The organism is Metabacillus sp. SLBN-84 (genome assembly GCF_053629595.1).
The window spans coordinates 3,939,222-3,962,952 of sequence record NZ_JBRJIP010000001.1 but is presented as its reverse complement, the minus strand read 5'-3'; the positions used below and the strand labels follow the sequence as shown (position 1 = coordinate 3,962,952).

General features: G+C 49.4%; 18 protein-coding genes. 17 read left to right on the top strand and 1 reads right to left on the bottom strand.

The features are described from left to right. Positions 1-56: 56 nt before the first annotated feature. The 17 genes from RKD52_RS19995 to RKD52_RS19915 all read left to right on the top strand — a co-directional run bounded on the left by RKD52_RS19995 (position 57) and on the right by RKD52_RS19915 (position 21,307). Positions 57-848, top strand: coding sequence for a carbohydrate ABC transporter permease (locus RKD52_RS19995; protein ID WP_454101279.1), 792 nt, complete (start codon positions 57-59; stop codon positions 846-848). A gap of 12 nt (positions 849-860) precedes the next feature. Continuing rightward, positions 861-2,582, top strand: a complete 1,722-nt coding sequence (locus RKD52_RS19990; protein WP_454101087.1) for a beta-galactosidase — start codon at positions 861-863, stop codon at positions 2,580-2,582. A gap of 14 nt (positions 2,583-2,596) precedes the next feature. Then, positions 2,597-4,822 (top strand): alpha-galactosidase, encoded by a 2,226-nt coding sequence (locus RKD52_RS19985; RefSeq protein ID WP_454101086.1) that lies wholly within the window; start codon positions 2,597-2,599, stop codon positions 4,820-4,822. 3 nt (positions 4,823-4,825) lie between these two features. Next, positions 4,826-6,778, top strand: coding sequence for a beta-galactosidase (locus RKD52_RS19980; protein ID WP_454101085.1), 1,953 nt, complete (start codon positions 4,826-4,828; stop codon positions 6,776-6,778). Next, positions 6,775-7,956 (top strand): galactokinase, encoded by a 1,182-nt coding sequence (locus RKD52_RS19975; RefSeq protein WP_454101084.1) that lies wholly within the window; start codon positions 6,775-6,777, stop codon positions 7,954-7,956. The genes RKD52_RS19980 and RKD52_RS19975 overlap by 4 nt, the downstream gene beginning before the upstream one ends. Continuing rightward, positions 7,953-8,951 carry a UDP-glucose 4-epimerase GalE gene (gene galE, locus RKD52_RS19970; protein ID WP_454101083.1) on the top strand — a complete coding sequence of 333 codons (999 nt, stop codon included), beginning with the start codon at positions 7,953-7,955 and terminating at the stop codon, positions 8,949-8,951. The genes RKD52_RS19975 and galE overlap by 4 nt, the downstream gene beginning before the upstream one ends. Beyond that, positions 8,948-10,501 carry a UDP-glucose--hexose-1-phosphate uridylyltransferase gene (galT, locus tag RKD52_RS19965; protein ID WP_454101082.1) on the top strand — a complete coding sequence of 518 codons (1,554 nt, stop codon included), beginning with the start codon at positions 8,948-8,950 and terminating at the stop codon, positions 10,499-10,501. Before galE ends, galT begins: the two co-directional genes overlap by 4 nt. Then, positions 10,452-11,489, top strand: a complete 1,038-nt coding sequence (locus tag RKD52_RS19960) for an aldose epimerase family protein (RefSeq protein WP_454101081.1) — start codon at positions 10,452-10,454, stop codon at positions 11,487-11,489. Before galT ends, RKD52_RS19960 begins: the two co-directional genes overlap by 50 nt. Before the next feature lie 36 nt (positions 11,490-11,525). Then, on the top strand, positions 11,526-12,518 hold the full coding sequence (locus RKD52_RS19955; RefSeq protein WP_454101080.1) for a LacI family DNA-binding transcriptional regulator: 993 nt from the start codon (positions 11,526-11,528) through the stop codon (positions 12,516-12,518). Positions 12,519-12,858: 340 nt separating this feature from the next. After that, positions 12,859-13,782, top strand: coding sequence for a glycerophosphodiester phosphodiesterase (locus RKD52_RS19950; RefSeq protein WP_454101079.1), 924 nt, complete (start codon positions 12,859-12,861; stop codon positions 13,780-13,782). Positions 13,783-13,879: 97 nt separating this feature from the next. Beyond that, positions 13,880-14,170, top strand: coding sequence for an Asp-tRNA(Asn)/Glu-tRNA(Gln) amidotransferase subunit GatC (gene gatC, locus RKD52_RS19945; RefSeq protein WP_029285534.1), 291 nt, complete (start codon positions 13,880-13,882; stop codon positions 14,168-14,170). Between the two features lie 16 nt (positions 14,171-14,186). Continuing rightward, positions 14,187-15,644: an Asp-tRNA(Asn)/Glu-tRNA(Gln) amidotransferase subunit GatA gene (gene gatA, locus RKD52_RS19940; RefSeq protein ID WP_454101078.1), complete on the top strand. Its 1,458-nt coding sequence runs from the start codon at positions 14,187-14,189 to the stop codon at positions 15,642-15,644. 12 nt (positions 15,645-15,656) lie between these two features. Next, positions 15,657-17,087, top strand: a complete 1,431-nt coding sequence (gene gatB, locus RKD52_RS19935) for an Asp-tRNA(Asn)/Glu-tRNA(Gln) amidotransferase subunit GatB (RefSeq protein ID WP_320155066.1) — start codon at positions 15,657-15,659, stop codon at positions 17,085-17,087. 171 nt (positions 17,088-17,258) lie between these two features. After that, the gene (locus RKD52_RS19930) at positions 17,259-18,170 is read left to right on the top strand and encodes a diacylglycerol kinase (protein ID WP_454101077.1); all 912 of its coding nucleotides are present in this window, start codon (positions 17,259-17,261) and stop codon (positions 18,168-18,170) included. 83 nt (positions 18,171-18,253) lie between these two features. Beyond that, positions 18,254-19,633, top strand: a complete 1,380-nt coding sequence (rlmD, locus tag RKD52_RS19925; protein WP_454101076.1) for a 23S rRNA (uracil(1939)-C(5))-methyltransferase RlmD — start codon at positions 18,254-18,256, stop codon at positions 19,631-19,633. 166 nt (positions 19,634-19,799) lie between these two features. After that, complete coding sequence (locus RKD52_RS19920) at positions 19,800-20,798, top strand: tRNA dihydrouridine synthase (protein ID WP_454101075.1); 999 nt, start codon at positions 19,800-19,802, stop codon at positions 20,796-20,798. Between the two features lie 113 nt (positions 20,799-20,911). Beyond that, positions 20,912-21,307 carry a VOC family protein gene (locus RKD52_RS19915; RefSeq protein WP_454101074.1) on the top strand — a complete coding sequence of 132 codons (396 nt, stop codon included), beginning with the start codon at positions 20,912-20,914 and terminating at the stop codon, positions 21,305-21,307. 51 nt (positions 21,308-21,358) lie between these two features. On the opposite strand, the gene helD is transcribed toward RKD52_RS19915, so the two are convergent. Continuing rightward, positions 21,359-23,692, bottom strand: a complete 2,334-nt coding sequence (gene helD, locus RKD52_RS19910; protein WP_454101073.1) for an RNA polymerase recycling motor HelD — start codon at positions 23,690-23,692, stop codon at positions 21,359-21,361. Positions 23,693-23,731: the final 39 nt, after the last annotated feature.

The window sequence follows — 23,731 nt, the reverse complement described above, 5'->3', positions numbered from 1 at the left end:
CGTTCGTAACAGGGACAAAGAAAAAGCGCAGCAGGTCGCTGCCGCAGAAAATTGGCATGTACGCCATTTTAATCCTGTTTATGATCATCTCGATTTTCCCGTTTTACTGGATGTTTATCGGGGCGACAAATGAATCGGGCAAGATGTTCACAAACCCGCCTACACTCACGCCCGGCGATCAGCTGATGACGAACTTCCAGAACCTGAATGCATCGATCAACATTCCTCAGGTGATGTTCAATTCGCTGTTTGTGTCTCTCTTATATGTAGTTGCGGCACTTGCTGTTTGTTCGCTTGCCGCCTATGCACTTGCAAAATTCGAATTTAAAGGCAGAAACTTTATTTTCACAGCGTTCCTTTTATCAATGATGATTCCGTATCAGGCAACGATGATTCCGCTGTTCCGCATGATGTCAGAGCTGAATCTTTTAAATACGTATTTTGCGGTCATCGCGCCGCAGCTTTGCTATCCGTTTGCAATCTTTCTTTTAAGACAGAACTTCCTTGCGTTCCCGACGGAGCTGATCGAAGCGGCAAGACTTGACGGTGCAGGAGAACTCAAGATTTTCTTCAAAGTTGTGGCTCCATCCATGCGCCCGGCGCTTGCTGCCGCATCCATCTTCCTGTTCATGACGCAATGGAACAACTTTATGTGGCCGCTTGTTATTCTGAACGATGCGGGCATGTACACGTTCCCTGTCGCACTATCGACACTGATGGGTCTTTCTTATATTGACTACGGCCAGGTGATGATGGGTGTATCCATTGCAACCGTTCCAATTATCGTTTTCTTCTTGGTGCTGCAGAAGCAGTTTATCTCAGGAATGCTTGGAAGCGCTGTTAAATAGGGGGAAAACAAAATGCTGACAACAAAGGGGAACCACTTTTATTTAAACGGAGAACCGTTTCAGATCCTATCGGGAAGCATTCATTATTTCCGCGTTGTTCCCGAGTACTGGGAGGACCGGCTGCTGAAACTGAAGCAGCTCGGTCTGAACACAGTCGAAACGTATATTCCGTGGAATGTCCATGAACCGAAAAAAGGCCAGTACTGCTTTGAAGCCATGGCAGATCTTGAAGGCTTTATTAAAAAAGCAGAAGAGCTTGGTCTGTATGTCATTCTCAGACCGGCACCTTACATTTGTGCCGAGTGGGAATTCGGAGGCTTTCCCGGCTGGCTTCTGAAAGAGCCTGGCATGGTGCTCCGAAGCTCAGATCCAGTGTTCTTTGATCATCTGGCATCGTACTTTGATGTGCTGCTGCCGAAAATTGTGCCGCATCTATCGTCAAACGGCGGCCCGGTCATTGCCGTACAGGTGGAAAATGAGTACGGCGCCTACGGAAATGACCTGCAGTATCTGAATGCATCAGCAGATCTTTTTAAAAAAGCAGGCATTGATGTTCTGCTCTTCACCTCGGACGGACCCGAATTCATTCAGCACGGCTCCATGCAGGATGCTGTGACAACCTTGAATTTCGGCTCCCGCTCGGGGGAAGCCTTTGCCGCACTCGAAACGTTTCGACCAAACTCCCCGAAAATGTGTGCCGAATTTTGGATTGGCTGGTTCGATCATTGGGGGGGAGAGCATCACACGCGGGAAGCCGCTGATGTTGCTGCAGAATATGAAAAAATGATCTCACAGGGTGCGTCCGTGAATTTCTATATGTTCCATGGCGGAACAAATTTCGGTTTTATGAACGGCGCCAACCATTATGAGTTCTACACGCCGACCATTACAAGCTATGACTATGATGCTCTTTTAACCGAATGGGGAGACCCTGGTGAAAAGTACTTTGCGGTAAAAAACGTTCTTTCAAAATACAGAGAAGTACCGGAGGAAAATCCGGCACCTTCTGTTAAGAAAAGCTACGGCAAAGTGAATCTGGACGCCAAGATGAGCGTGTTTGATTATATCAGCACACTGGAGCCTAAAACGGTTATCGCTCCGAAACCGATGGAGGAGCTCGACCAGAATTACGGCTATATTCTTTATAAAACAGTGATTACGAAACAGGGCGACCTTGAAATGGACACCGCGCCGATTCGCGACAGAGCGTTTATCTATATCAACGGAAAGCTTGAACGCACCATATACCGGAATGATCCGGAAAAAACGATTACCCTTTCGTTTCCACATGAGGAAAACATACTTGAGGTATTCGTGGAAAACATGGGCCGCGTAAACTACGGCAAGCACTTAAAGGACAAAAAAGGCATCACTGAAAATCTCTGGATCGGAAATCAGTACTGGTTCCACTGGGAGGTTTATCCGCTTGAGATGGATGATGCGGATTTTGCTTTTATAGAAGGAAAAGACGAACGCTATCCGCGCTTTTACAAAGGGGAGATGACGGCAGACGCGCCGGCAGATACCTTTATTGATCTTGAAGGATGGACAAAAGGAAATGTCTGGGTAAACGGGTTTAACCTCGGACGCTACTGGGTGACAGAAGGTCCGCAGCAGCGTCTGTACGTTCCGGGCCCGCTTTTGAAACAAGGAAAGAATGACATTCTCGTGATGGAGCTTGAGGGTAATGAAACCTGCTGCATCACGTTTACGGACGAACCAAAACTCGGCTAAAGGAGCATACTGCGATGCCTATATTCATGAATGAAGAACGCAACCAATTCCACCTTGCAAACAAAACGGTCAGCTATATCTTTCATGTGATGAAAAACGGGGAGCTTGGCCAGCTGTACTACGGAAAACGGCTGAATCACCAGCCTGACTTTTCCCATTTTGCCGCCTATCACATTCCGACAGCAGCAAGCTGCCACCCTGAAAAGGATGATCCGGCTTTTTCCCTTGAGACAGTATGCCAGGAATATCCGGTGTACGGCACGAGTGATTTCAGAGAACCGGCCATCTCCCTGAGGCATCCGGGCGGAAGTTCTGTAAGCAAGTTTGAATTTACATCTTTTGAAATAAAGGAAGGAAAAGAGCGGATTCCGGGACTTCCTGCAACATTTGCGAATGCGGGTGATGCCAGCACATTGATCATCTCGCTCACAGATAAACTGAGAAAGCTGACATTGAAGCTTTATTATACGATTTTTGAACATTCCGCATCCATTGCCCGTCACGCTAGTCTTGAAAATGAAGGGGAGCAGCCGGTCGACATTGAGAGGTTGATGAGTCTTTCCCTCGACCTTTCGGACAGTGATTTTACGATGGTGCATCTTGCCGGTACATGGTCAAGGGAACGCCATTTAAAAGAACGGAAGCTTCAGACGGGCATCCAGTCCATCTCTAGCATAAGAGGTGCAAGCTCGCATCACCACAATCCGTATATGGCGTTTAAACGTGCAAATACAACAGAAACTTCCGGAGAAGCGTACAGCTTCCAGTTCGTATACAGCGGCAACTTTTTAGCCCAGGCGGAAGTTGATCACTACGATGCAACACGCATCCAGATGGGAATCCATCCGTTTCAGTTCAGCTGGCATCTGGCCCCGGGCGAAGTGTTTCATACACCTGAAGCCATTCTGACGTATTCAGATGAAGGACTGAACGGGCTCACGCAGTCCACGCACAACCTGTTCAGGGAGCACCTTATCGCACCAGTCTGGCAGAAGCGGGACCGTCCGGTTCTGATCAACAACTGGGAAGCCACGTATTTCGATTTTAACGCTGAAAAGATTACGGCGATTGCAAAGCAGGCTAAAGAGCTCGGTGTTGAGCTGTTTGTCCTTGATGATGGCTGGTTTGGAAAGCGCAATGATGATACAACTTCCCTCGGAGACTGGTTCGTCGACCTGAACAAGCTGCCTGAAGGCATCGATGCCCTGGCTGATGCGGTCCGCAGCGAAGGGCTGAAATTCGGTCTCTGGTTTGAGCCGGAAATGATTTCTGAGGAGAGCGATCTTTTCACGAGGCATCCTGAATGGGTGATTCATGACCCTGAGCGGCCGGTCACATACGGACGAAATCAGTGGGTGCTCGACTATACACGAGGTGAAGTCGTTGATTATCTGTATGAGCGGATGTCCTCCATCATCGAGTCGGCAAAGCTCAGCTACATCAAATGGGATATGAACAGAAACATCACGGAGGCTTACTCCGCAGCGCTTGGACAGGACCGGCAGGGTGAATTTTTCCACCGCTACATTCTCGGAGTCTATGAATTATATGAAAGATTGACCGAGAAGTATCCGGACGTCCTGTTTGAATCGTGTGCCGGAGGCGGGGGACGGTTTGATGCCGGCATGCTCTACTATGCACCGCAGGCATGGGCAAGTGACGACACGGACGCCGTTGAGCGCCTCAAGATTCAATACGGCTCATCTTTTGTTTATCCAATCTACAGCATCGGCTCTCACGTATCCGACGTGCCAAACCATCAGACGCTGCGCAAAACCTCGCTGAAAATGCGCGGGGATGCCGCATACTTCGGTACATTCGGCTATGAGCTTGATCCGAACAAGATGACAGAGGAAGAGAAGGCAGATGTAAAAAAACAAATCGAGACATACAAGTCACACCGCACACTGGTCAGAAACGGCGATTTCCACCGCCTGATCAGTCCGTTTGAATCAAACGAAACCGCCTGGATGATTGTGTCCAAAGACCGTTCTGAAGCGCTTGTCGGCTGGTATCAGGTACTGGCGGAAGCAACTCCGAAAAAAATCCGGACGCTCAAGCTTGCGGGGCTCGAAGCAGACAGCACGTACAAGGTGGACGGCGCCGCATACGGCGGGGATGAGCTGATGCAAAGAGGTATACCGCTTCCTGTACAGTACAACGGCGTCAACAAACAGATGGCAGAACGCGGCGGAGATTTTCAGTCACACGTATTTTACCTTACGAAAAATGGGGGATGAGACATGTATTTAGGCGTTGATTACTATCCAGAGCATTGGGATCCATCCCTGTTCGGCGAAGATATTGAAAAAATGAAGGAAATGGGCGTCAATATGGTGCGCATCGGCGAGTTCGCCTGGCACTTGATGGAGCCTGAAGAAGGAAAGTACGACTTCTCTTTTTTTGACGGAGTCATCAAAAGGTTTAAAGAAGAGGGCATCGCCGTTATGTTCGGCACACCGACGGCTACGTTTCCTGCCTGGCTTGTGAAAAAGCATCCGGATATCCTACTTGAAGATGAACACGGCCATCCGAAATCATTCGGTGGCAGAAGACAGTACTGCTATAATTCAAAAACCTATCAGACTTACTCTCTTGCCATCGCCCGAAAACTGGTCACACACTATCAGGATGAGAGCGGCATTGTTTCCTGGCAGATTGATAACGAGCTTGGCCACGAAGGCAGTGACATGTGCTATTGCGGCGAGTGCAGAGAAGCCTTTCACCGGTTTCTTGAGAAAAAATATGAAACTGCTGAAGAGCTGAACAAACGCTGGGGCACGATTTTCTGGGGGCAGACGTACAACGCATTTGATGAAGTCCCTGTCCCGAAACCGACCATAACGGTTCATAACCCGGCTATGATGCTTGACTGGGCAAGATTCAGAAGCGAATCTCTCAGCAGCTTCGCGAAAATGCACTTAAATCTCGTAAAAAAACTGAAAGGCCCTCATCAGGAAGTCACGACGAATCTACCGGGCGGCTTTTTCGGAAAATGGTTTGACCATAACGAGTTTTCAAGAGAACTTGATTTCGTTTCCTATGACAATTACCCGGTATGGGGCGGACTGACAAAACCGGTATCACCGGCCTTTCTGTCATTTACTCTCGGGTTTGTCCGCGGTATTAAGCGCGAAAACTTCTGGATCGTTGAGCAGCTGATGGGCGCACAGGGCCATGATATCATCGGCTACCTGCCAAGACCCGGCCAGGCTCAGCTTTGGTCCTATCATGCATTTGCACACGGCTGCAGCAACATGCTTTACTTCCGGTTCCGCGGCATGAACAGGGGAGCTGAGCAGTACTGCCTCGGCATACTTGACGCAGACAACACGCGTTCCCGCAAATTCTACGAGGTGCAGGAAGTATTCAAAGAAGTACGGAAGCATGAAGAGGTATTCCAGGCGCCGATACAGGCAGATGTTGCCGTCCTTTATGATTTTGACAATGTCTGGTCAATGCGCATCCAGCAGCAGAGCTCGCAGCTTGAATTCACAAACGAACTGATGAGGCTCTACCAGCCTTTCCATGATGTGAATGTGCCGGTTGACGTCCTGCGGTACGACCATGATTTTTCATCCTATAAAGTTGTGCTCGTCCCGGTGCTCACACTGGTTGACGACGAACTTGCCGCAAGACTGAAAGCTTTTGCTGAAAACGGCGGAACGGTGATTTTCTCCTTCCGTGCAGGCATGAAAAACAAAGACAATAATATTCCTTTCGGTGAAAAGACACCTTATCAGCTGAAGGATCTGCTCGGAATTGAAATCGATGAGGCTGAATCGCTTCACGGCGGCCAGCACGTCTCCATCCTTTCAAACGACGGCAAAAACGAAGCATCCGGCAGCGTGTGGAGAGACCTTGTCCGTCCGGCAGCAGCGGAAACCCTGTATACCTACAGCGACCGTTTTTATAAAAACTATGCCGCTGTTACGGTGAACGGATACGGGAAAGGAAAAGCCTATTACGTCGGAACCGGTGCAGAAGAAAAGGTGCTCAGAGAGCTAGCGTTATCTGTTTTGAACGGGGCCGGCATCACCTATATCGAATCAGACCCGGGTGTAGAAGTCGTCATCAGAGGAGAGCATGCGATCGTCATGAACCACAATGATGAGGATGCGGTCTTTGAAGGAGAAGTGCTGCAGCCGTTTGAGACGAAAATTCTGGCACGGTCAAAAGGGGGACACACACAATGAATGCGGCGGAACTGGAAACATTATTTCAATCAACGTTCGGAAGCGGGAGCTACCGCAGTTTTTTCGCTCCGGGACGCATTAACCTGATCGGGGAACATACGGATTACAACGGCGGACACGTCTTTCCATGTGCGATCACTTACGGAACGTATGCCCTTGCAGCTAAGCGGCCGGACCGGATGATTCGCATGTACTCCGTGAATTTTCCTGACAAAGGCATTGTGGAGTGCCCGCTTGACGATTTAGCTTACAGGTCCGAAGACGACTGGGCGAACTATCCGAAAGGCATGATAGCTGCGCTGAAGGAACGCGGATACGTCATTGAGGAAGGGCTTGACCTTTTAATCTACGGAAACATTCCGAACGGGGCAGGGCTTTCTTCATCAGCTTCAATTGAAATGGTGACAGGCGTCATGCTGGAAGCGCTGTTCAATTTGAAAATCGACCGGATTGAAATGGTGAAGCTTGGCCAAGTGGTTGAAAATCAGTATATCGGAGTCAACAGCGGCATTATGGACCAGTTTGCCATCGGCATGGGGAAAAAAGCGTGCGGGATGCTGCTTGACTGCCAGACGCTGAACTACCGCTATGCACCGATCGAACTTGATCACCACGTGATTGTCATCATGAATACGAACAAACGAAGAGAGCTCGCAGGTTCAAAGTACAATGAACGCCGCGGGGAATGCGAGGAGGCGCTGAGCATTCTGCAGGAAAAATTACCTGCGCAGTCCCTTGGCGAACTATCTGCTGAAACGTTTGAACGCTATGCATCAGCGATCAGCAGTGAAACCGTCCGTAAACGCGCGCGTCATGCTGTAACGGAAAACGAGCGGACGATTCAGGCGCTCGAAGCGCTTGAAAGGAACGACCTGTATACATTCGGCAAGCTCATGAACGCATCCCACCGCTCCCTGCGCGATGATTACGAAGTAACGGGAAAAGAGCTTGATGCATTAGTAGAAGCTGCCTGGAAACAAAACGGCGTCATCGGGGCGCGGATGACGGGAGCAGGCTTCGGCGGCTGCGCCATTGCGATCGTTGAAAAAACGGCTGCTGAAGACTTCTTAAGAGAAGTCGGCAGCGTATATCTCAATGAAATCGGGCACGAAGCGTCCTTTTACATCGCAAGCATCGGGGACGGAGCATGCGAAATCGAATTGGGGGTTCACATATGAGCGTATTAGTTCTTGGCGGGGCCGGCTACATCGGCTCCCATGCCGTCTATCAACTCATTGACCGGGGGATTGACACGGTTGTTGTCGACAACCTGCAGACCGGACACAGAAAAGCCGTTCACCCTGAAGCACGCTTTTACGAAGGGGACTTAAGAGACGAAGCCTTTTTAAACAGCGTCTTTGAAAAAGAGGCCATCACCCAGGTGCTGCATTTTGCTGCAAGCAGTTTAGTGGGCGAATCAGTGGAAAAGCCGCTGGAGTATTTCCGCAACAACGTATACGGGCTGCAGGTCCTGCTTGAAGTGATGCAAAAGCACGGTGTGAAAGAGATCGTCTTTTCATCTACGGCAGCTGTTTACGGGGAACCGGAGTCCGTTCCGATTACCGAAAACGAACCGGCAAACCCGACCAACCCGTACGGCGAATCCAAGCTGATGATGGAGAAAATGATGCGCTGGTGCGAAGAGGCATACGGCATCCGCTATGTATCACTCCGCTATTTCAATGTGGCTGGCGCGCGTGCAGATGCTGAAATCGGCGAGGATCACACACCTGAAACACACCTTGTGCCAATCATCCTGCAGGTGGCGCTCGGACAAAGAGAGCATATCTCGATCTACGGCGATGATTATCCAACGCCTGACGGCACTTGCATCCGCGATTACGTTCACGTCGAAGACCTGATTGATGCACACCTTCTTGCCCTGAACTATTTGAGCAGACAAGGTGAGAGCACCATTATCAACCTCGGCAGCAGCCGCGGCTTCTCAGTGAGCGAGATGATTCGGGAGGCGCGCGAAGTGACGGGCCATCCGATTCCTGCTGCCGCCGCACCCCGCAGAGCAGGCGACCCGAGCACGCTCGTCGCTTCATCCGAAAAAGCAAAAGCCATTCTCGGCTGGGAGCCGGCGCGGACAAACATCAAAACGATTTTGCAGGATGCGTGGAACTGGCATCAAACAAAACCACACGGATATGGAGAGGATTCCAGATGAACATGTCTTCATTCGTCAATCAATTAACAGAGCAAGCCATCCAGAAAAAATTCATCACAGACAGAGACCGCGTTTACGCACGGAATCAGCTGATCGGTCTGCTTGGGATTGATGCCTATGAAGAATGCGGTCTGCCTGAAACTCTTCTGACAGTTCCGGATCTCCTGGACGTACTGGTTGAAGACGCAGCACGCCGCGGAGTGATTGAAGGAACCTTTGATGAAAAAGAAAAATTGTCTGCAGGTCTGATGAATGTCTTTTTAGACAAACCTTCCCACATTCAGCAGACATTCGAAGAATACTACAGCCTGTCGCCTGAAATTGCGACCGATTACTTTTATAAATTCAGTCAGAACAGCAACTACATCCAGACAAAGCGGATTGCGAAAAACATCCATTACAAAACCCCTACTGAGTACGGGGAGATTGATATCACCATCAATCTCTCCAAACCGGAAAAAGACCCGCGCGACATTGCAAGAGAGCGGGCTGTCAAAAACGATGCAGCCTATCCGAAATGTCTCCTCTGCGCAGAAAATGAAGGGTACGCGGGGCGCATCGGCCATCCTGCACGCGCCAATCACCGGATTATCGAACTGTCGCTTGAAAGCGAGAAGTGGTATTTCCAGTACTCTCCGTACATTTATTACAACGAGCATTCCATTGTTTTATCAGGAGAGCACAGGGACATGAAAATCAACGGGGACGCCTTCAGGAGGCTGATTGCGTTCGTTGAGCAGTTCCCGCACTATTTCATCGGTTCAAACGCAGATCTGCCGATTGTCGGCGGCTCCATTCTCTCGCACGACCACTATCAGGCAGGGCGCTACTCATTTGCGATGGCGGAGGCACCGGATGAAGCAGTATTTGAAATTCCTTATTTTCCTGAAGTGTCGTTCGCAAGAGTAAAGTGGCCAATGTCTGTGCTGCGTCTGCGTTCGGCGGACAAAGCGGCACTTGTAGAGGCAGCAGAGCACGTGCTGAATACGTGGAAAACGTACTCCAACCCTGAGGCGGATATTCTGGCCTTTACAGGAGATGAACCGCACCAGACGGTCACGCCGATCGCCAGAATGCGCGGCGGCGAGTTTGAGCTTGATCTTGTTCTGCGCAACAACCGTACAAGCGAGGAGCACCCGATGGGCATTTTCCATCCGCATGCGGACCTCCACCACATCAAAAAAGAAAACATCGGCCTGATTGAAGTCATGGGACTTGCGGTGCTTCCGGAGCGGCTGAAAAACGAACTGCAGCAGATCGAAGCCAACCTGCTTGGCGAAGGCAGTTCTGTTCCTGAACATCACCTTGAATGGGTTAACCAGCTGCAGGCCAAATACGGCACTTTTGAAAAGAAAACCATCGATGCTGTCCTGAAAAAAGAAGTTGGCATAAAATTCAGCAGGGTTCTGGAGGATGCAGGCGTTTTTAAACGAACTATTGAAGGGAATAAGCATTTTAACCACTTTATAGAGTGTTTAAAAACAGAGAGGAACGATACGCATGAACATCCTTCACGAAACGATTCTCAAGCATCCGCAGCAAAACATTGAGAAATACACCCTTGAAAACAGCCAGGGCTATTCAGTCAGCTTCCTGAACCTCGGCGGGGCCATCACATCCATCATGGCACCTGACAAAAACGGAACCTTTGAAAATGTTGTTCTCGCATATGACCATGCGGAGCAGTACCTTGAAAATCCATATTACCTCGGCGCTCTGATCGGACGCGTTGCCGGCCGCATTCAGGATGCGCAGCTTGGACCTTACAAGCTTGAGGCAAACGAGGGAGAGCATCAGCTGCACGGCGGTACTCATGGATTCCACAGTGTTTACTGGAACGTCAGGACAGAAAAACGCGATGATGCGGCTGTTGCCGTCCTTACACACTTCAGCAGGGACGGAGAGGGCGGATATCCCGGCAACCTTGACGTGCAGGTGACCTACACGCTTGACTGCGACAATACGTTTACGATTGACTACGAAGCGCGGTCTGATAAAGACACGTGGCTCAGCATGACAAACCATGCGTACTTTAACCTGTCTGCAGACGGCGGGCGGGACGTTCTCAGCCATTCGCTGCAGCTGAATGCAGAAGGCATCGCAGAAATGGATGGAAATCAGCTCCCGACAGGAAAGTGGATTCCTGTAAAAGACACCCCGTTTGATCTGAAAACTGGTAAACTGTTAAGAGAAGCAGCAGAGTCGGACAACCGGCACATCGTAAATGCCGGAAACGGGTTTGATCACCTTTTTCTCCTTGAACAGCGGGACCTTAACCAGATCATCGTTCAGGAAGAAGAAAGCGGCCGGAGGATGACGGTGCAGACGTCAGAGCCTGCAGCAGTTATCTATACGGCCAACAAAATGGACACGGTGCATCCGCTGAAGGCGGAACAGGCAAAAGGGCCATACGCAGCAATCTGCGTAGAAACACAGCGGATTCCGGAATCACTGCTCGTGCCGGGACTCCCGACGCACAGGCTTGCAGCACATGAAGCGTACAGATCCAGAACATCATTTACGTTTGGACTGGTTTAAACCAGAAGATATTGAGTGAACAAAGGGGTAAGGTATATGGCGGCTACAATTAAAGATATAGCTGAAAAAGCGGGTGTTTCCATTGCGACGGTTTCAAGGGTGCTGAATTTCGACGAAACGCTGTCAGTCGGGGACGAAACGAAAAAACGCATATTTGAAGTGGCCGAGGAGCTGTCTTATAAAAAGCGGAAGACGAAAAAAAGCCTCGTGCCGAAGATTGCGATCGTCCACTGGTACACAGCCCTTGAGGAGCTGAATGACCTTTATTACATGTCAATCAGACTTGGCATTGAGGAGCGGGCGAAGCATCACAATCTTCAGCTTGCGACTTACTTTTATGATGACTTTGACGAGATCAATCAGGATCAGCTGCAGGGAATCATTGCTGTAGGCAAATTCAGCAGGCAGCAGGCAGAGGAATTCAAAAAAGCGGCCCGCAACGTCGTCTTTGTCGATTCAAGTCCGGATTCAGAACGCTTTGATTCGGTCATCGTTGATTTCGAGCGGGCAACGGAACGCGTCCTCGACCACTTTATCGCAAAGGGCCACACGCAAATCGGCTATATCGGGGGCCGTGAAACCTACCGTGAGCACACAGAAAAGCTCGACGATCAGCGTGAGCAAACGTTCATCAAGTACATGGGAGAGCGGAACATGCTGCGAGAGGATGCTATTTTCATCGGCGCCTTCACCGTTCAGGACGGCCACCGCATGATGTCAGAAGCCATCGCAAAGCTTGGCGACAATTTGCCGACCGCCTTCTTTGCAGCCAATGACAGCATCGCCATCGGCAGCATCCAGGCCCTGCACGAAAAAGGCATCCGCGTGCCCGAGCAGGTCAGCATCATCGGCGTCAATGACATCAGCGTTTCAAAATACATCTTCCCGTCACTGACAACGGTCAAAGTCTACACCGAAGTCATGGGGGAAACTGCCGTCGACTTAATGGTCGAACGCATCACCGAGCGCAAAATCGCCAAACAGGTGACGATTGCAACAAAGCTGAAGCTGCGCCAGAGTTGCAGATAAGGCGTTTAATTAAACGTTTGTTTAAATGGGAAAACACCGCGTGCGGTGTTTTTTTGCATTGGAGATTAAGGAAGGAGCGTGTATTTTGGAAGTGTTTAGAAATGTTCAAGTTAATGTGCCTGGGTGGCAAGTAAAACGAAAACTCCGGCAAGTAACCTTGCTTAAGAGGCAAGTAAATTGAGAAAACTGGCAAGTAAATCTCTAAAAGAGGCAAGTAATTCCAGAAAATCTCAGGTAAACCGCACACAACCGGACCTGGCTGAATTTAACCAAATTTTAATACATAATCAAAGCCCCTCCATGATATAAAGAAACTACAATTACAATGGAGGTCCAGCCCGTGCAAACCATTCCTCAGCCCGAAAGAAAAAAGAAAACCGCACTAAAAATATCCTCAGTCATCCTCATCACTTCATTGCTCTTTTTAATCATCATTCAATTCATCCCAGTCACTCAAATGGAAAACCAGACGTTTCTCAAAAAAGGAAACCGGCCGCTCATCATCGCTCACCAGGGCGGTGCCGGCATGGCGCCCGGTAATACGATGGCCGCCTTTTCGCTGTCTGAAAAGCTCGGAGTGGATATGCTGGAGATGGATGTTCATTTATCAAAAGACGGTGAAGCAGTGGTCATTCATGATGACACTGTTGACAGAACCACAAACGGTACAGGGGCTGTCAAAGACATGACGCTAAATGATTTGAAGAAACTTGATGCAGGCTATCATTTCATCGGTCCGGACGGAAGCTATCCTTACCGGAATAAAGGCATCACCATACCCGCCATGGATGAAATCTTCAAAGAGTTCCCCGGTTATCCGATGACGATTGAACTTAAAACGGACGATCCGGCATTAGCAGACAAAATGGCAGAACTGATCAGAAAGCACAATATGAGCGACAAAGTGATTATCGCCTCCTTTTACGACGATGCACTGGCTTATTTTATTGAAGCGACGGACGGGACGGTTCCTGTCAGCTCTGCCCGGGAAGCCACGCGTAATTTTGTCATCGCCCACAAACTTTACGCAGACCGCATCATTCCAATGGAAAAATACACTGCCGTCCAAATCCCGATGGAGGCAAGCGGCCTTAACCTGGCAACGGAGCGGCTGACAGAATCGCTCCACAAGCGAGGCATCGCAGTCCAGTACTGGACAATCAACGATGAAGACAGCGTCAGGAAGCTTGCCCAGATTGGCGCAGACGGTATTATGACGGATCATCCGAACATTGTGAAGAAGGTACTTGAACAGGAACTGTAGAAAAGCTGAATAATCACGGCCTTTTGTTGCTTTAATGCAATGACTTTTGTTATCATCAGAGTATTGTTTACACGAGATTTATCGGAGGTGGAGCCCCATGTCACGCATTTCAAAAGAAGAAGTGAAGCACGTTGCAAATCTTGCACGTTTAGCGATAACAGAAGAAGAAACGGAAATGTTCACAACGCAGCTCGATGCGATCATCACGTTCGCCGAGCAGCTGAATGAGCTCGATACAACTGGCGTAGAGCCGACAACACACGTCCTTGAGATGAAAAACATCCTGCGCGAGGACAAAGCAGAAAAAGGATTGCCGGTTGAGGACGTTGTGAAGAACGCTCCTGACCATAAAGACGGATACATCCGCGTACCGTCAATCTTAGAATAGGGAGGGAAGCAGCGCTATGCCATTATTTGACCAGAAACTGTCAGAACTGAAAGCAAGTTTACATAAAAAAGAAATCACCGTCTCAGACCTTGTAGACGAATCCTACAAACGCATCGGAGCTGTCGACGGAAAAGTGAACGCGTTCCTTGCATTAGATGAGGAAAAAGCACGCGCCTACGCAAAGGAACTTGACGAAGCCATCGGCACTCGCGATGAATTCGGCCTTCTTTTCGGAATGCCGATCGGGATAAAAGATAACATCGTGACGAAAAACCTGCGCACAACTGCAGCGAGCAAAATTCTAGAAAACTTTGATCCGATCTATGACGCAACCGTTGTACAGCACCTGCAAAAAGCAGAAGCGGTCACAATCGGAAAGCTGAATATGGACGAGTTTGCCATGGGTTCCTCTACGGAAAACTCAGGCTACAAAGTAACGAAAAACCCGTGGAACCTTGAGACTGTGCCAGGCGGATCAAGCGGCGGCTCTGCTGCAGCCGTTGCAGCACGCGAAGTGCCGTTTGCGCTTGGCTCAGACACAGGCGGCTCGGTCCGCCAGCCGGCAGCCTATACAGGTGTCGTTGGCTTAAAACCTACATATGGCCGCGTATCCCGTTTTGGTCTGATTGCCTTTGCCTCATCTCTTGACCAGATCGGAACGCTCACAACAAGCGTGGAAGACAACGCATTTCTGCTTCAGGCCATTTCCGGTGTGGATCCTATGGACTCCACGTCTGCGAACGTTGAAGTGCCTGACTTTTTATCAGCATTGACAGGTGACGTAAAAGGGCTGAAAATCGCTGTGCCGAAGGAATACCTCGGAGAAGGCGTGAACGAAGAAGTAAAGCAGTCTGTCCTTGATGCCCTGAAAGTGCTTGAAGGACAGGGAGCAACGTGGGAGGAAGTCTCTCTTCCACACAGCAAATACGCGCTTGCGACGTACTATCTGCTGTCTTCATCTGAAGCATCGGCAAACCTTGCGCGCTTTGACGGCGTCCGCTACGGCTACCGTTCAGACAATGCGAAAAACCTGATCGAGCTGTACAAGCAGTCCCGTTCCGAAGGCTTCGGCGATGAAGTCAAGCGCCGCATCATGCTTGGAACGTTCGCGCTGAGCTCAGGCTACTACGATGCCTACTATAAAAAAGCACAGCAGGTCCGTACGCTTATTAAAAAAGACTTTGAAGATGTCTTTGAAAAATACGATGTCATCGTTGGACCGACAACTCCGACACCTGCCTTTAAAGTGGGCGAAAAAACGGATGACCCGCTTACGATGTATGCGAACGATATTTTAACCATCCCTGTAAATCTTGCAGGCGTCCCTGGAATCTCTGTCCCGTGCGGATTCTCAAACGGACTGCCGCTCGGCCTGCAGATCATCGGAAAGCATTTTGACGAAAGCACTGTATACCGCGTTGCCCATGCATTCGAGCAGGCAACGGATCATCATAAAGCAAAACCTGAACTGTAAGGGGTGAAAACCATGAAGTATGAAACGGTCATTGGACTTGAGGTCCACGTAGAGCTGAAAACAGAATCAAAAATCTTCTCAAGCGCACCGAACCACTTCGGCGCGAATCCGAATACAAACACAACCGTGGTTGAGCTCGGATATCCGGGCGTTCTTCCGGTTTTAAACAGACAAGCCGTTGATTTCGCCATGAAAGCTGCAATGGCACTGAACTGCGAAGTTGCGACAGACACGAAATTCGACCGCAAAAACTATTTCTATCCGGACAACCCGAAGGCGTATCAGATTTCCCAGTTTGACAAGCCGATCGGCGAGAACGGCTGGATTGACATCGAAGTAAACGGTGAAAAGAAACGAATCGGCATCACGCGCCTTCACCTTGAAGAGGATGCGGGCAAGCTGACGCATACTGGCGACGGCTATTCCCTTTGCGACTACAACCGCCAGGGTACACCGCTTGTCGAGATCGTATCAGAGCCGGATATCCGCACGCCTGAAGAAGCGTATGCGTATCTTGAAAAACTGAAAGCGATCATTCAGTACACAGACGTTTCCGACTGCAAAATGGAAGAGGGCTCACTCCGCTGTGACGCCAACATCTCCCTTCGTCCCGTTGGACAAGAGGAATTCGGAACAAAGACGGAGCTTAAAAACTTAAATTCCTTCAACTTTGTCCGCAAAGGTCTTGAGCACGAAGAGATCCGTCAGGAGGAAGTGCTCCGTGCAGGAGGCGTCATCGACCAGGAAACCCGCCGCTTTGACGAAGCAACAGGCAAAACAATTCTGATGCGCGTAAAAGAAGGCTCTGACGACTACCGCTACTTCCCGGAACCGGATCTTGTGTCCCTCTACATTGATGATGAGTGGAAGGAGCGCATCCGTGCAACAATCCCTGAGCTTCCGGACCAGCGCCAAAAACGCTACACAGAAGAGCTTGGCCTGCCTTCCTATGATGCTCAGGTGCTGACTCTGACAAAAGAGATGGCAGACTTCTTTGAAGCAACTGTGGACAAAGGCGCCGATGCGAAGCAGGCGTCCAACTGGCTCATGGGTGAGGTAAGCGGCTATCTGAATGCTGAAAGCAAAGAGCTGAAGGATGTCGCCCTTACTCCGGACGGACTTGCCGGCATGATCAAACTGATTGAGAACGGCACGATCTCTTCTAAAATTGCGAAGAAAGTATTTAAAGAATTGATTGAAAACGGCGGTGATGCCGAGACAATCGTCAAAGAAAAAGGACTTGTCCAAATCTCTGACGAAGGCACGCTCCGCACGGCTGTCAATGAAGCAATTGATGCAAACCCTCAGTCTGTAGAAGACTTCAAGAGCGGAAAGCAAAAAGCGATCGGCTTCCTTGTCGGCCAGATCATGAAAGCAACAAAAGGCCAGGCAAATCCGCAGCTGGTCAACAAACTGCTTCAGGAAGAACTGCAAAAACGTTAATACACAGACGGCGCCGCGACTGATTTCAGGAATGGCGCCGTTGTTTTTACCGTGCTTTGGCTATACTGGTTCTATGGTTTGCGTATCGGACAAAAAAAGTGTAGACTAATCCTTGGCTTGTAAGATACAACAAATCATGGAAATACATTCTGACATAGGATGATGGGGAAAATGAAAAGAGCAAGAATAATCTATAATCCAACATCTGGCCGAGAAGCCTTTAAAAAACAACTTCCAGAGGTTCTGGAGAAATTTGAAATTGCCGGTTACGAGACATCCTGCCACGCCACGACATGCGAAGGGGATGCTGTTCAGGCTGCCCGTGCAGCAGGCATCCGCGGCTTTGATCTTGTTGTTGCAGCAGGCGGAGACGGCACAGTCAATGAGGTTGTGAACGGCCTTGCTGAACTTGAGGAGCGCCCGCAGCTTGCAGTCGTTCCGGTCGGCACAACAAACGACTTTGCCCGCGCCATCAGCATTCCGCGCGACAACATTCTGACTGCAGTTGATGCCATCCTTGCAGGCGAAGCCAGAGCCATCGACATCGGACGCGTAAACGGCCACTACTTCGTCAATATCGCAGGCGGCGGACGTCTCACCGAACTCACATATGAAGTCCCAAGCAAGCTGAAAACCGTCCTTGGCCAGCTTGCCTATTACTTAAAGGGCATTGAAATGCTGCCGTCCATCCGTCCCGCAGAAGTCGAGATTGAATACGATGGAAAGCTCTTCAAGGGCGAAATCATGCTGTTTCTCGTCTCCCTGACAAACTCGGTCGGAGGCTTTGAGAAGCTTGCTCCTGACAGCAAGCTGAATGACGGCATGTTTGATCTGCTGATCCTGAAAAAAGCAAACCTAGCCGACTTTATCCGGGTCGCAAGCCTTGCGCTCCGCGGCGAGCACATCAGCGACAGCAACATCATCTACACAACGGCCAACAGAGTGAAGGTCACATCCGCTCAAAAAATGCAGCTGAACTTAGACGGCGAATACGGCGGCGATCTGCCGGGCGAATTCGTCAACCTGTACCGTCATATTGAAGTCCTCGTGCCGCTTGCAAAAGCCCAGCAAATGGACGAATAGAAACTTGGCCCTGGGGCCAAGTTTTTCTTATGTCTTCAGTATGGTAAAATTAAATGAATCAGTAAATATAAAGGAAGATTACCATGACAAAGGCAATTGCGCCTGTACAAAAAAATGAATACTATGACGTGACCTTTGAAGACCTTACGCATGACGGATCAGGCGTTGCAAAAATTGAAGGATACCCGATTTTCGTTCCTAACGCCCTGCCAAACGAAAAAGGCCAGATCAAAGTCACGAAAATAAATAAAGGCTACGCATTCGGACGCCTTGTTGAGCTGCAAGAGGAAAGCCCGCAGCGCACCGATGCACCGTGCCCGATCTATAAACAATGCGGCGGCTGCCAGCTGCAGCACTTAAGCTACCAGGGTCAGCTTGACTTTAAGCACAAGCAGGTCAAAGAAGTGCTCGCCCGAATCGGCAAGCTGAATCTGGACAACGTCAGGGTCCACCCGACACTCGGCATGAATGATCCGTGGAACTACCGAAACAAAGCACAGGTCCCAGTCGGAGAACGCGAAGGCGGCCTCATCGCCGGCTTCTACCAGCAGCGCTCTCATGAAATCATCGATATGGAACAGTGTCTGATCCAGCAAAGCGAAAACGATGAAGTCGTCGGAGCCGTGAAGGCAATCGCAAACCGCCATGGCATCCGCGCCTACGACGAAAAGAAAAACAAAGGCTGGCTGCGCCACATCATGGTCCGCCGCGGCACCGTGACAAATGAAGTGATGGTCGTCTTCATCACCCGGACGCCGGACTTTCCGAACAAAAAAGCCATCATTGAAGACATCACGGCCCAATTCCCGGCCATCAAGTCCATCGTTCAAAACGTTAACCCTAAACGCACAAATGTCATCTTTGGCGAAAAAACAACCGTGCTATGGGGAGAAGAATACATCTATGATTACATCGGCGATATCAAATTTGCCATCTCAGCGCGATCTTTCTTTCAGGTAAATCCTGAACAGACAAAAGTTCTTTATGAAAAAGCGCTGGAGTATGCCGATTTGAACGGAGAGGAGTCTGTTATTGATGCATATTGCGGCATTGGAACTATCTCCTTGTTCCTCGCTCAAAAGGCAAAGAACGTGTTCGGCGTTGAAATTGTCCCTGAAGCCATTGAAGATGCAAAGCGCAATGCCGAACTGAATGGAATTGAAAATGCAGACTTTGCAGTAGGTGAAGCTGAAGTTGTCATTCCGAAATGGTATGAAGAAGGAAATGCAGCCGACGTCATCGTAGTCGACCCGCCGCGCAAAGGGTGCGATGAAGCCCTGCTGCGGACAATCCTTGATATGAAACCGAAGAAGGTTGTGTATGTAAGCTGCAACCCGGCCACTCTTGCGCGTGATTTGAGAGTGCTTGAGGACGGAGGATATGCAACGGTGGAAGTCCAGCCGGTGGATATGTTCCCGCATACGACGCATTGTGAAGCGGTCGCGTCTTTGAAATTGGTTTAATAGATAAAAGCAGCTGAGATAGAATCATTCTATTCCATCTGCTTTTTATTTGGTTTTCCATAAATTTATAAACGAGCAGAGATTGATAAACAGGCAGGAAACATGTTATAAGTGTAAAAGAATATTTTTTAACGGAAGTTTCAAATTGAGAGGATTTGAGTTTGGCATGACCAACAATTTTTGGCGTGATTTGCCGAAGCCATTTTTCGTACTTGCCCCAATGGAGGACGTGACAGATGTTGTGTTCCGTCACGTAGTCAGTGCAGCCGGCCGTCCGGATGTATTTTTCACAGAGTTTACTAACTCGGACAGCTACTGTCATCCTGAGGGCCTGAAAAGTGTGCGCGGCCGATTGACGTTTACAGAAGATGAACACCCGATGGTTGCACATATATGGGGAGACAATCCCGACTATTTCCGTCAAATGAGCATCGGCATGGCAGAAATGGGCTTTAAAGGGATCGATATCAACATGGGCTGCCCGGTCCCGAACGTGGCATCAAGAGGAAAAGGCAGCGGCCTCATCCTCCGCCCGGACGTCGCGGCAGAACTCATTCAGGCTGCAAAAGCAGGCGGACTGCCTGTCAGCGTGAAAACAAGACTTGGGTTCAAAAAGATAGACGAGTGGGAGGACTGGCTCGGGCACATCCTGAAACAGGACATTGCGAACCTTTCCATTCACTTGCGCACAAGAGATGAAATGAGCCAGGTCGATGCGCATTGGGAGCTTATCCCGGAAATCAAAAAACTGCGTGACCGCATCGCGCCGGACACGATGCTGACCATCAACGGCGACATCCCTGACCGCCAAGTAGGTCTTCAGCTTGCAGAACAATATGGCATTGACGGCATCATGATCGGCCGGGGGATCTTTAAAAACCCGTTTGCCTTTGAAAAAGAGCCGAGAGAACACAGCAGCAAAGAATACCTCGACCTGCTGAGACTGCAGCTTGACCTTCAGGATCAATATGCAGAAGAAGTGCCGCGCTCCGTCACAGGCCTTCACCGCTTTTTCAAAATCTATGTCAAAGGATTCCCGGGAGCTGCAGAGCTGCGGAGTCAATTGATGAACACGAAATCGACGGATGAAGTGAGGGCAATGCTTGAGCGGTTTGAGGAAAAACAAATGACAGAACAGTTGAGTGAAAAGCAGGAGACCTTATAGGGGTTCCTGCTTTTTTTATTTTGAAAGAGGGTTTGAGGCAGATGAAACAGAAATACATTTCTGTGCCGGTTTAGAAAAAATAATAAAAATACATATGCAAATAGGAGGCCGACATGGGCAGATTAGTTCACTTTGAAATTCACGTAAACGACATGGAGCGCGCAAAGACGTTTTACGGAGAGGTATTCGGATGGACATTCCAGGACTGGAGCGAATATGCAGGACTGCCCTATTTCGGTGCAGTGACAGGGGACGAGAATGAACCGGGAGTCAACGGCGCTTTGATGCAGAGACAGGGTCCTTCGCCTGAGCAAAACCAGCCGTTAAACGGGTTCTCCTGTACGATGGGCGTTGAAAACTATGACGTCACGGAAGCGAAAATTTTTGAGTGCGGCGGCAAGGTCGCATTGCCGAAATATGCGCTTCCCGGAATGGCATGGCAAGGGTACTACCTTGATACGGAAGGCAACATCTTCGGAATTCATCAGCCTGACGCGAATGCAAAATAAAAAGGAAGGAGAGGCAGAATGTCAGCCTTTCCTTCCTTTTTTAGTCTGAGATTAACTCCAAATCAAACTCTCCCGCGGGACCTCCTGCAAAAACGCACACGGCTCACCTTCACTGTAAATCTGCAAGAAATGCAGCGCCCGGGTGCAGGCCGTATAAAACAATCTGCGCAGGCTCTCGTCTCCATAAACTTGAGTGGATGCGTCATATATAATGACGGCGTCGAATTCAATGCCTTTGGCCAGATAGGCAGGGATCACAACGATGCCCTGCTCGTATTCAGCCGATCCGCTTTTTACAAGTTTAATGTCCGGAATATGACCAAGCGCACTAAAAGCTTCGCTGCTTTCGGCAGCGGATTTGCAGATGATGGCAATGGACTGGTGCCCCTGCTTTTGAAAGTCTTCAACTTTGGCTGTGATGCGCTGGTGCAGCTCCGACCTGTCTGATAAGGCAGTCAGAACAGGCATTTCGCCGCCGCGCTCAAAAGAGACAATCTGTTCACCGTTAGGAACAAGTTTCCGAGTAAAATCTGTTATCGGCTTAGTTGATCTGTAGCTTCGGTTTAAGAGAATGGCTTCTGTTTCATGGGGGCCATATAAGCTCATAAGCGGGTGAAAATCGGACAGGCCGCTTGCGTGAACAAAGATGGCCTGGTTAAAGTCACCGAGCACGGTCATCTTCGCCATTGGAAGCAGCCGTTTCAAAAATTCAAACTGAAAAGGAGAATAATCCTGTGCCTCGTCTACAAGAACGTGCTTAATCGAAGTGTTTGTCTGAAAGCCCTGAATCTGCTCTTTCAAATATAAGAATGGAGGAGCGTCCTCATAATACAGTCTTCCTTCATCAAGCATGTTCATAGTCAACCTGCAAATATCTGCCCACTCTTCAGGGGGGTTCCCTGTCATCCATTTGGTTATGTTTGAAGGGTCTGAAAAAAGCTGTCTGTATAAGGCGGTAAAATCGACAAAGCGAAGACCCTGCACCCATTTCCGGAGCGGCTTCAGTTTCCTGCGGACGACCATCCGTCCGAGCACCTTGATCTCTTGTTCGTAATCATCAAGATCTTCTTCAGAGCCCTTTCTTTTCTCTAAATAGGCAAATGCCTTTTGATACTCATCCTTGCTTAGAAACTCAATTTCCTCCTGGACCCACGGTTCGTTCAGCTCGGCTTTCTCCGCTTCATCAATTTTTGCGTTCAGCCATTCCTGCAGCTTCTCAATTCTGTTCGAAAAGCGGATAGAGGTATCCGTGCCGTAAAATCTTTCTTCGATTTGTTTGGCGGAGACGAATGGTTTTCCTCTGAATTTAATTCCTTTAAATATCATGCCGAGTTCCTCAAGGGAGTGGCTGTACGATTTTACCGTCTCGAAAAAGGAAGTGGACGCCTTGAACCGGATACTTGCCGTTCTTGTCTGGTGGACAGGGTCACCTGCTGAGGTCAGCACATATTCCAGCTGCTCATAAGGATCCTCGACTTTGAAGGAGTCGCTCAGCCTGTGGTACATATATTCCTGGAACGTAACCTGCTGCATGTTCTCTTCGCCAAGCTCAGGCAGGACATTGGATACGTAGCTGTTAAACATGGAATTAGGGGAGAAAAGAATGATTTGATCAGCTTTCAGACGATCGCGGTACTTATAAAGCAAATAAGCGATCCTTTGCATAGCTGCCGATGTCTTTCCGCTGCCGGCTGCTCCCTGAACAATGAGCAGTCTGCCCGTTACATGCCGGATAATCCGGTTTTGCTCCTGCTGAATGGTCGCTACAATGCTGTGCATGTGTTTGTCTGTCCCTTTTCCGAGCACTTCTTTTAATATTTCGTCCCCAATGGTAAGGCTCGTATCGAACATCGACTCGACCATGCCTTCGCGGATGATATATTGCCACTTTGTCTCCAGATTTCCTTTAATCACGCCTCCTGGAGTCGTGTATTCAGCAGGGCCGGGGGGATAGTCATAATAAACGCTCGAAACCGGAGCGCGCCAGTCATAAATCAGGAAATCCTCGCCGCTTGAATCCGTGAGAGTTGAGATGCCGATGTATACTTTTTCGGTTTCCCCGGTCCCTTCCTCGGTGAAATCAATCCGGCCAAAATAAGGCGATTTTTGCATGCGCTCAAGGACTGAGAGGCGGCTTTTGGCATGCCTGTGGGTGCTCTGGCTGACAGTCAGGGCCTGCGCCTGCTGCCTTAAGCCGATGATTGTCTCAAGATAGTCGTCAAACGTATCAGTATTGACCTTGACTTCATCCCAAAAGTGCCTTTGAATATGGGTCACTTCACTCCGGCGCCGGCCGGCTTCATCCGCAAGCTTGCTCATCTGCTCCGTAATAGTGCCGGTCACCAGATCCAGTCGTTCTTGCTCCTGCCGAAGGTCATTTTTCATTCGAAGCACTCCTTTAAAAAACTTATTGTAAAATGTGTT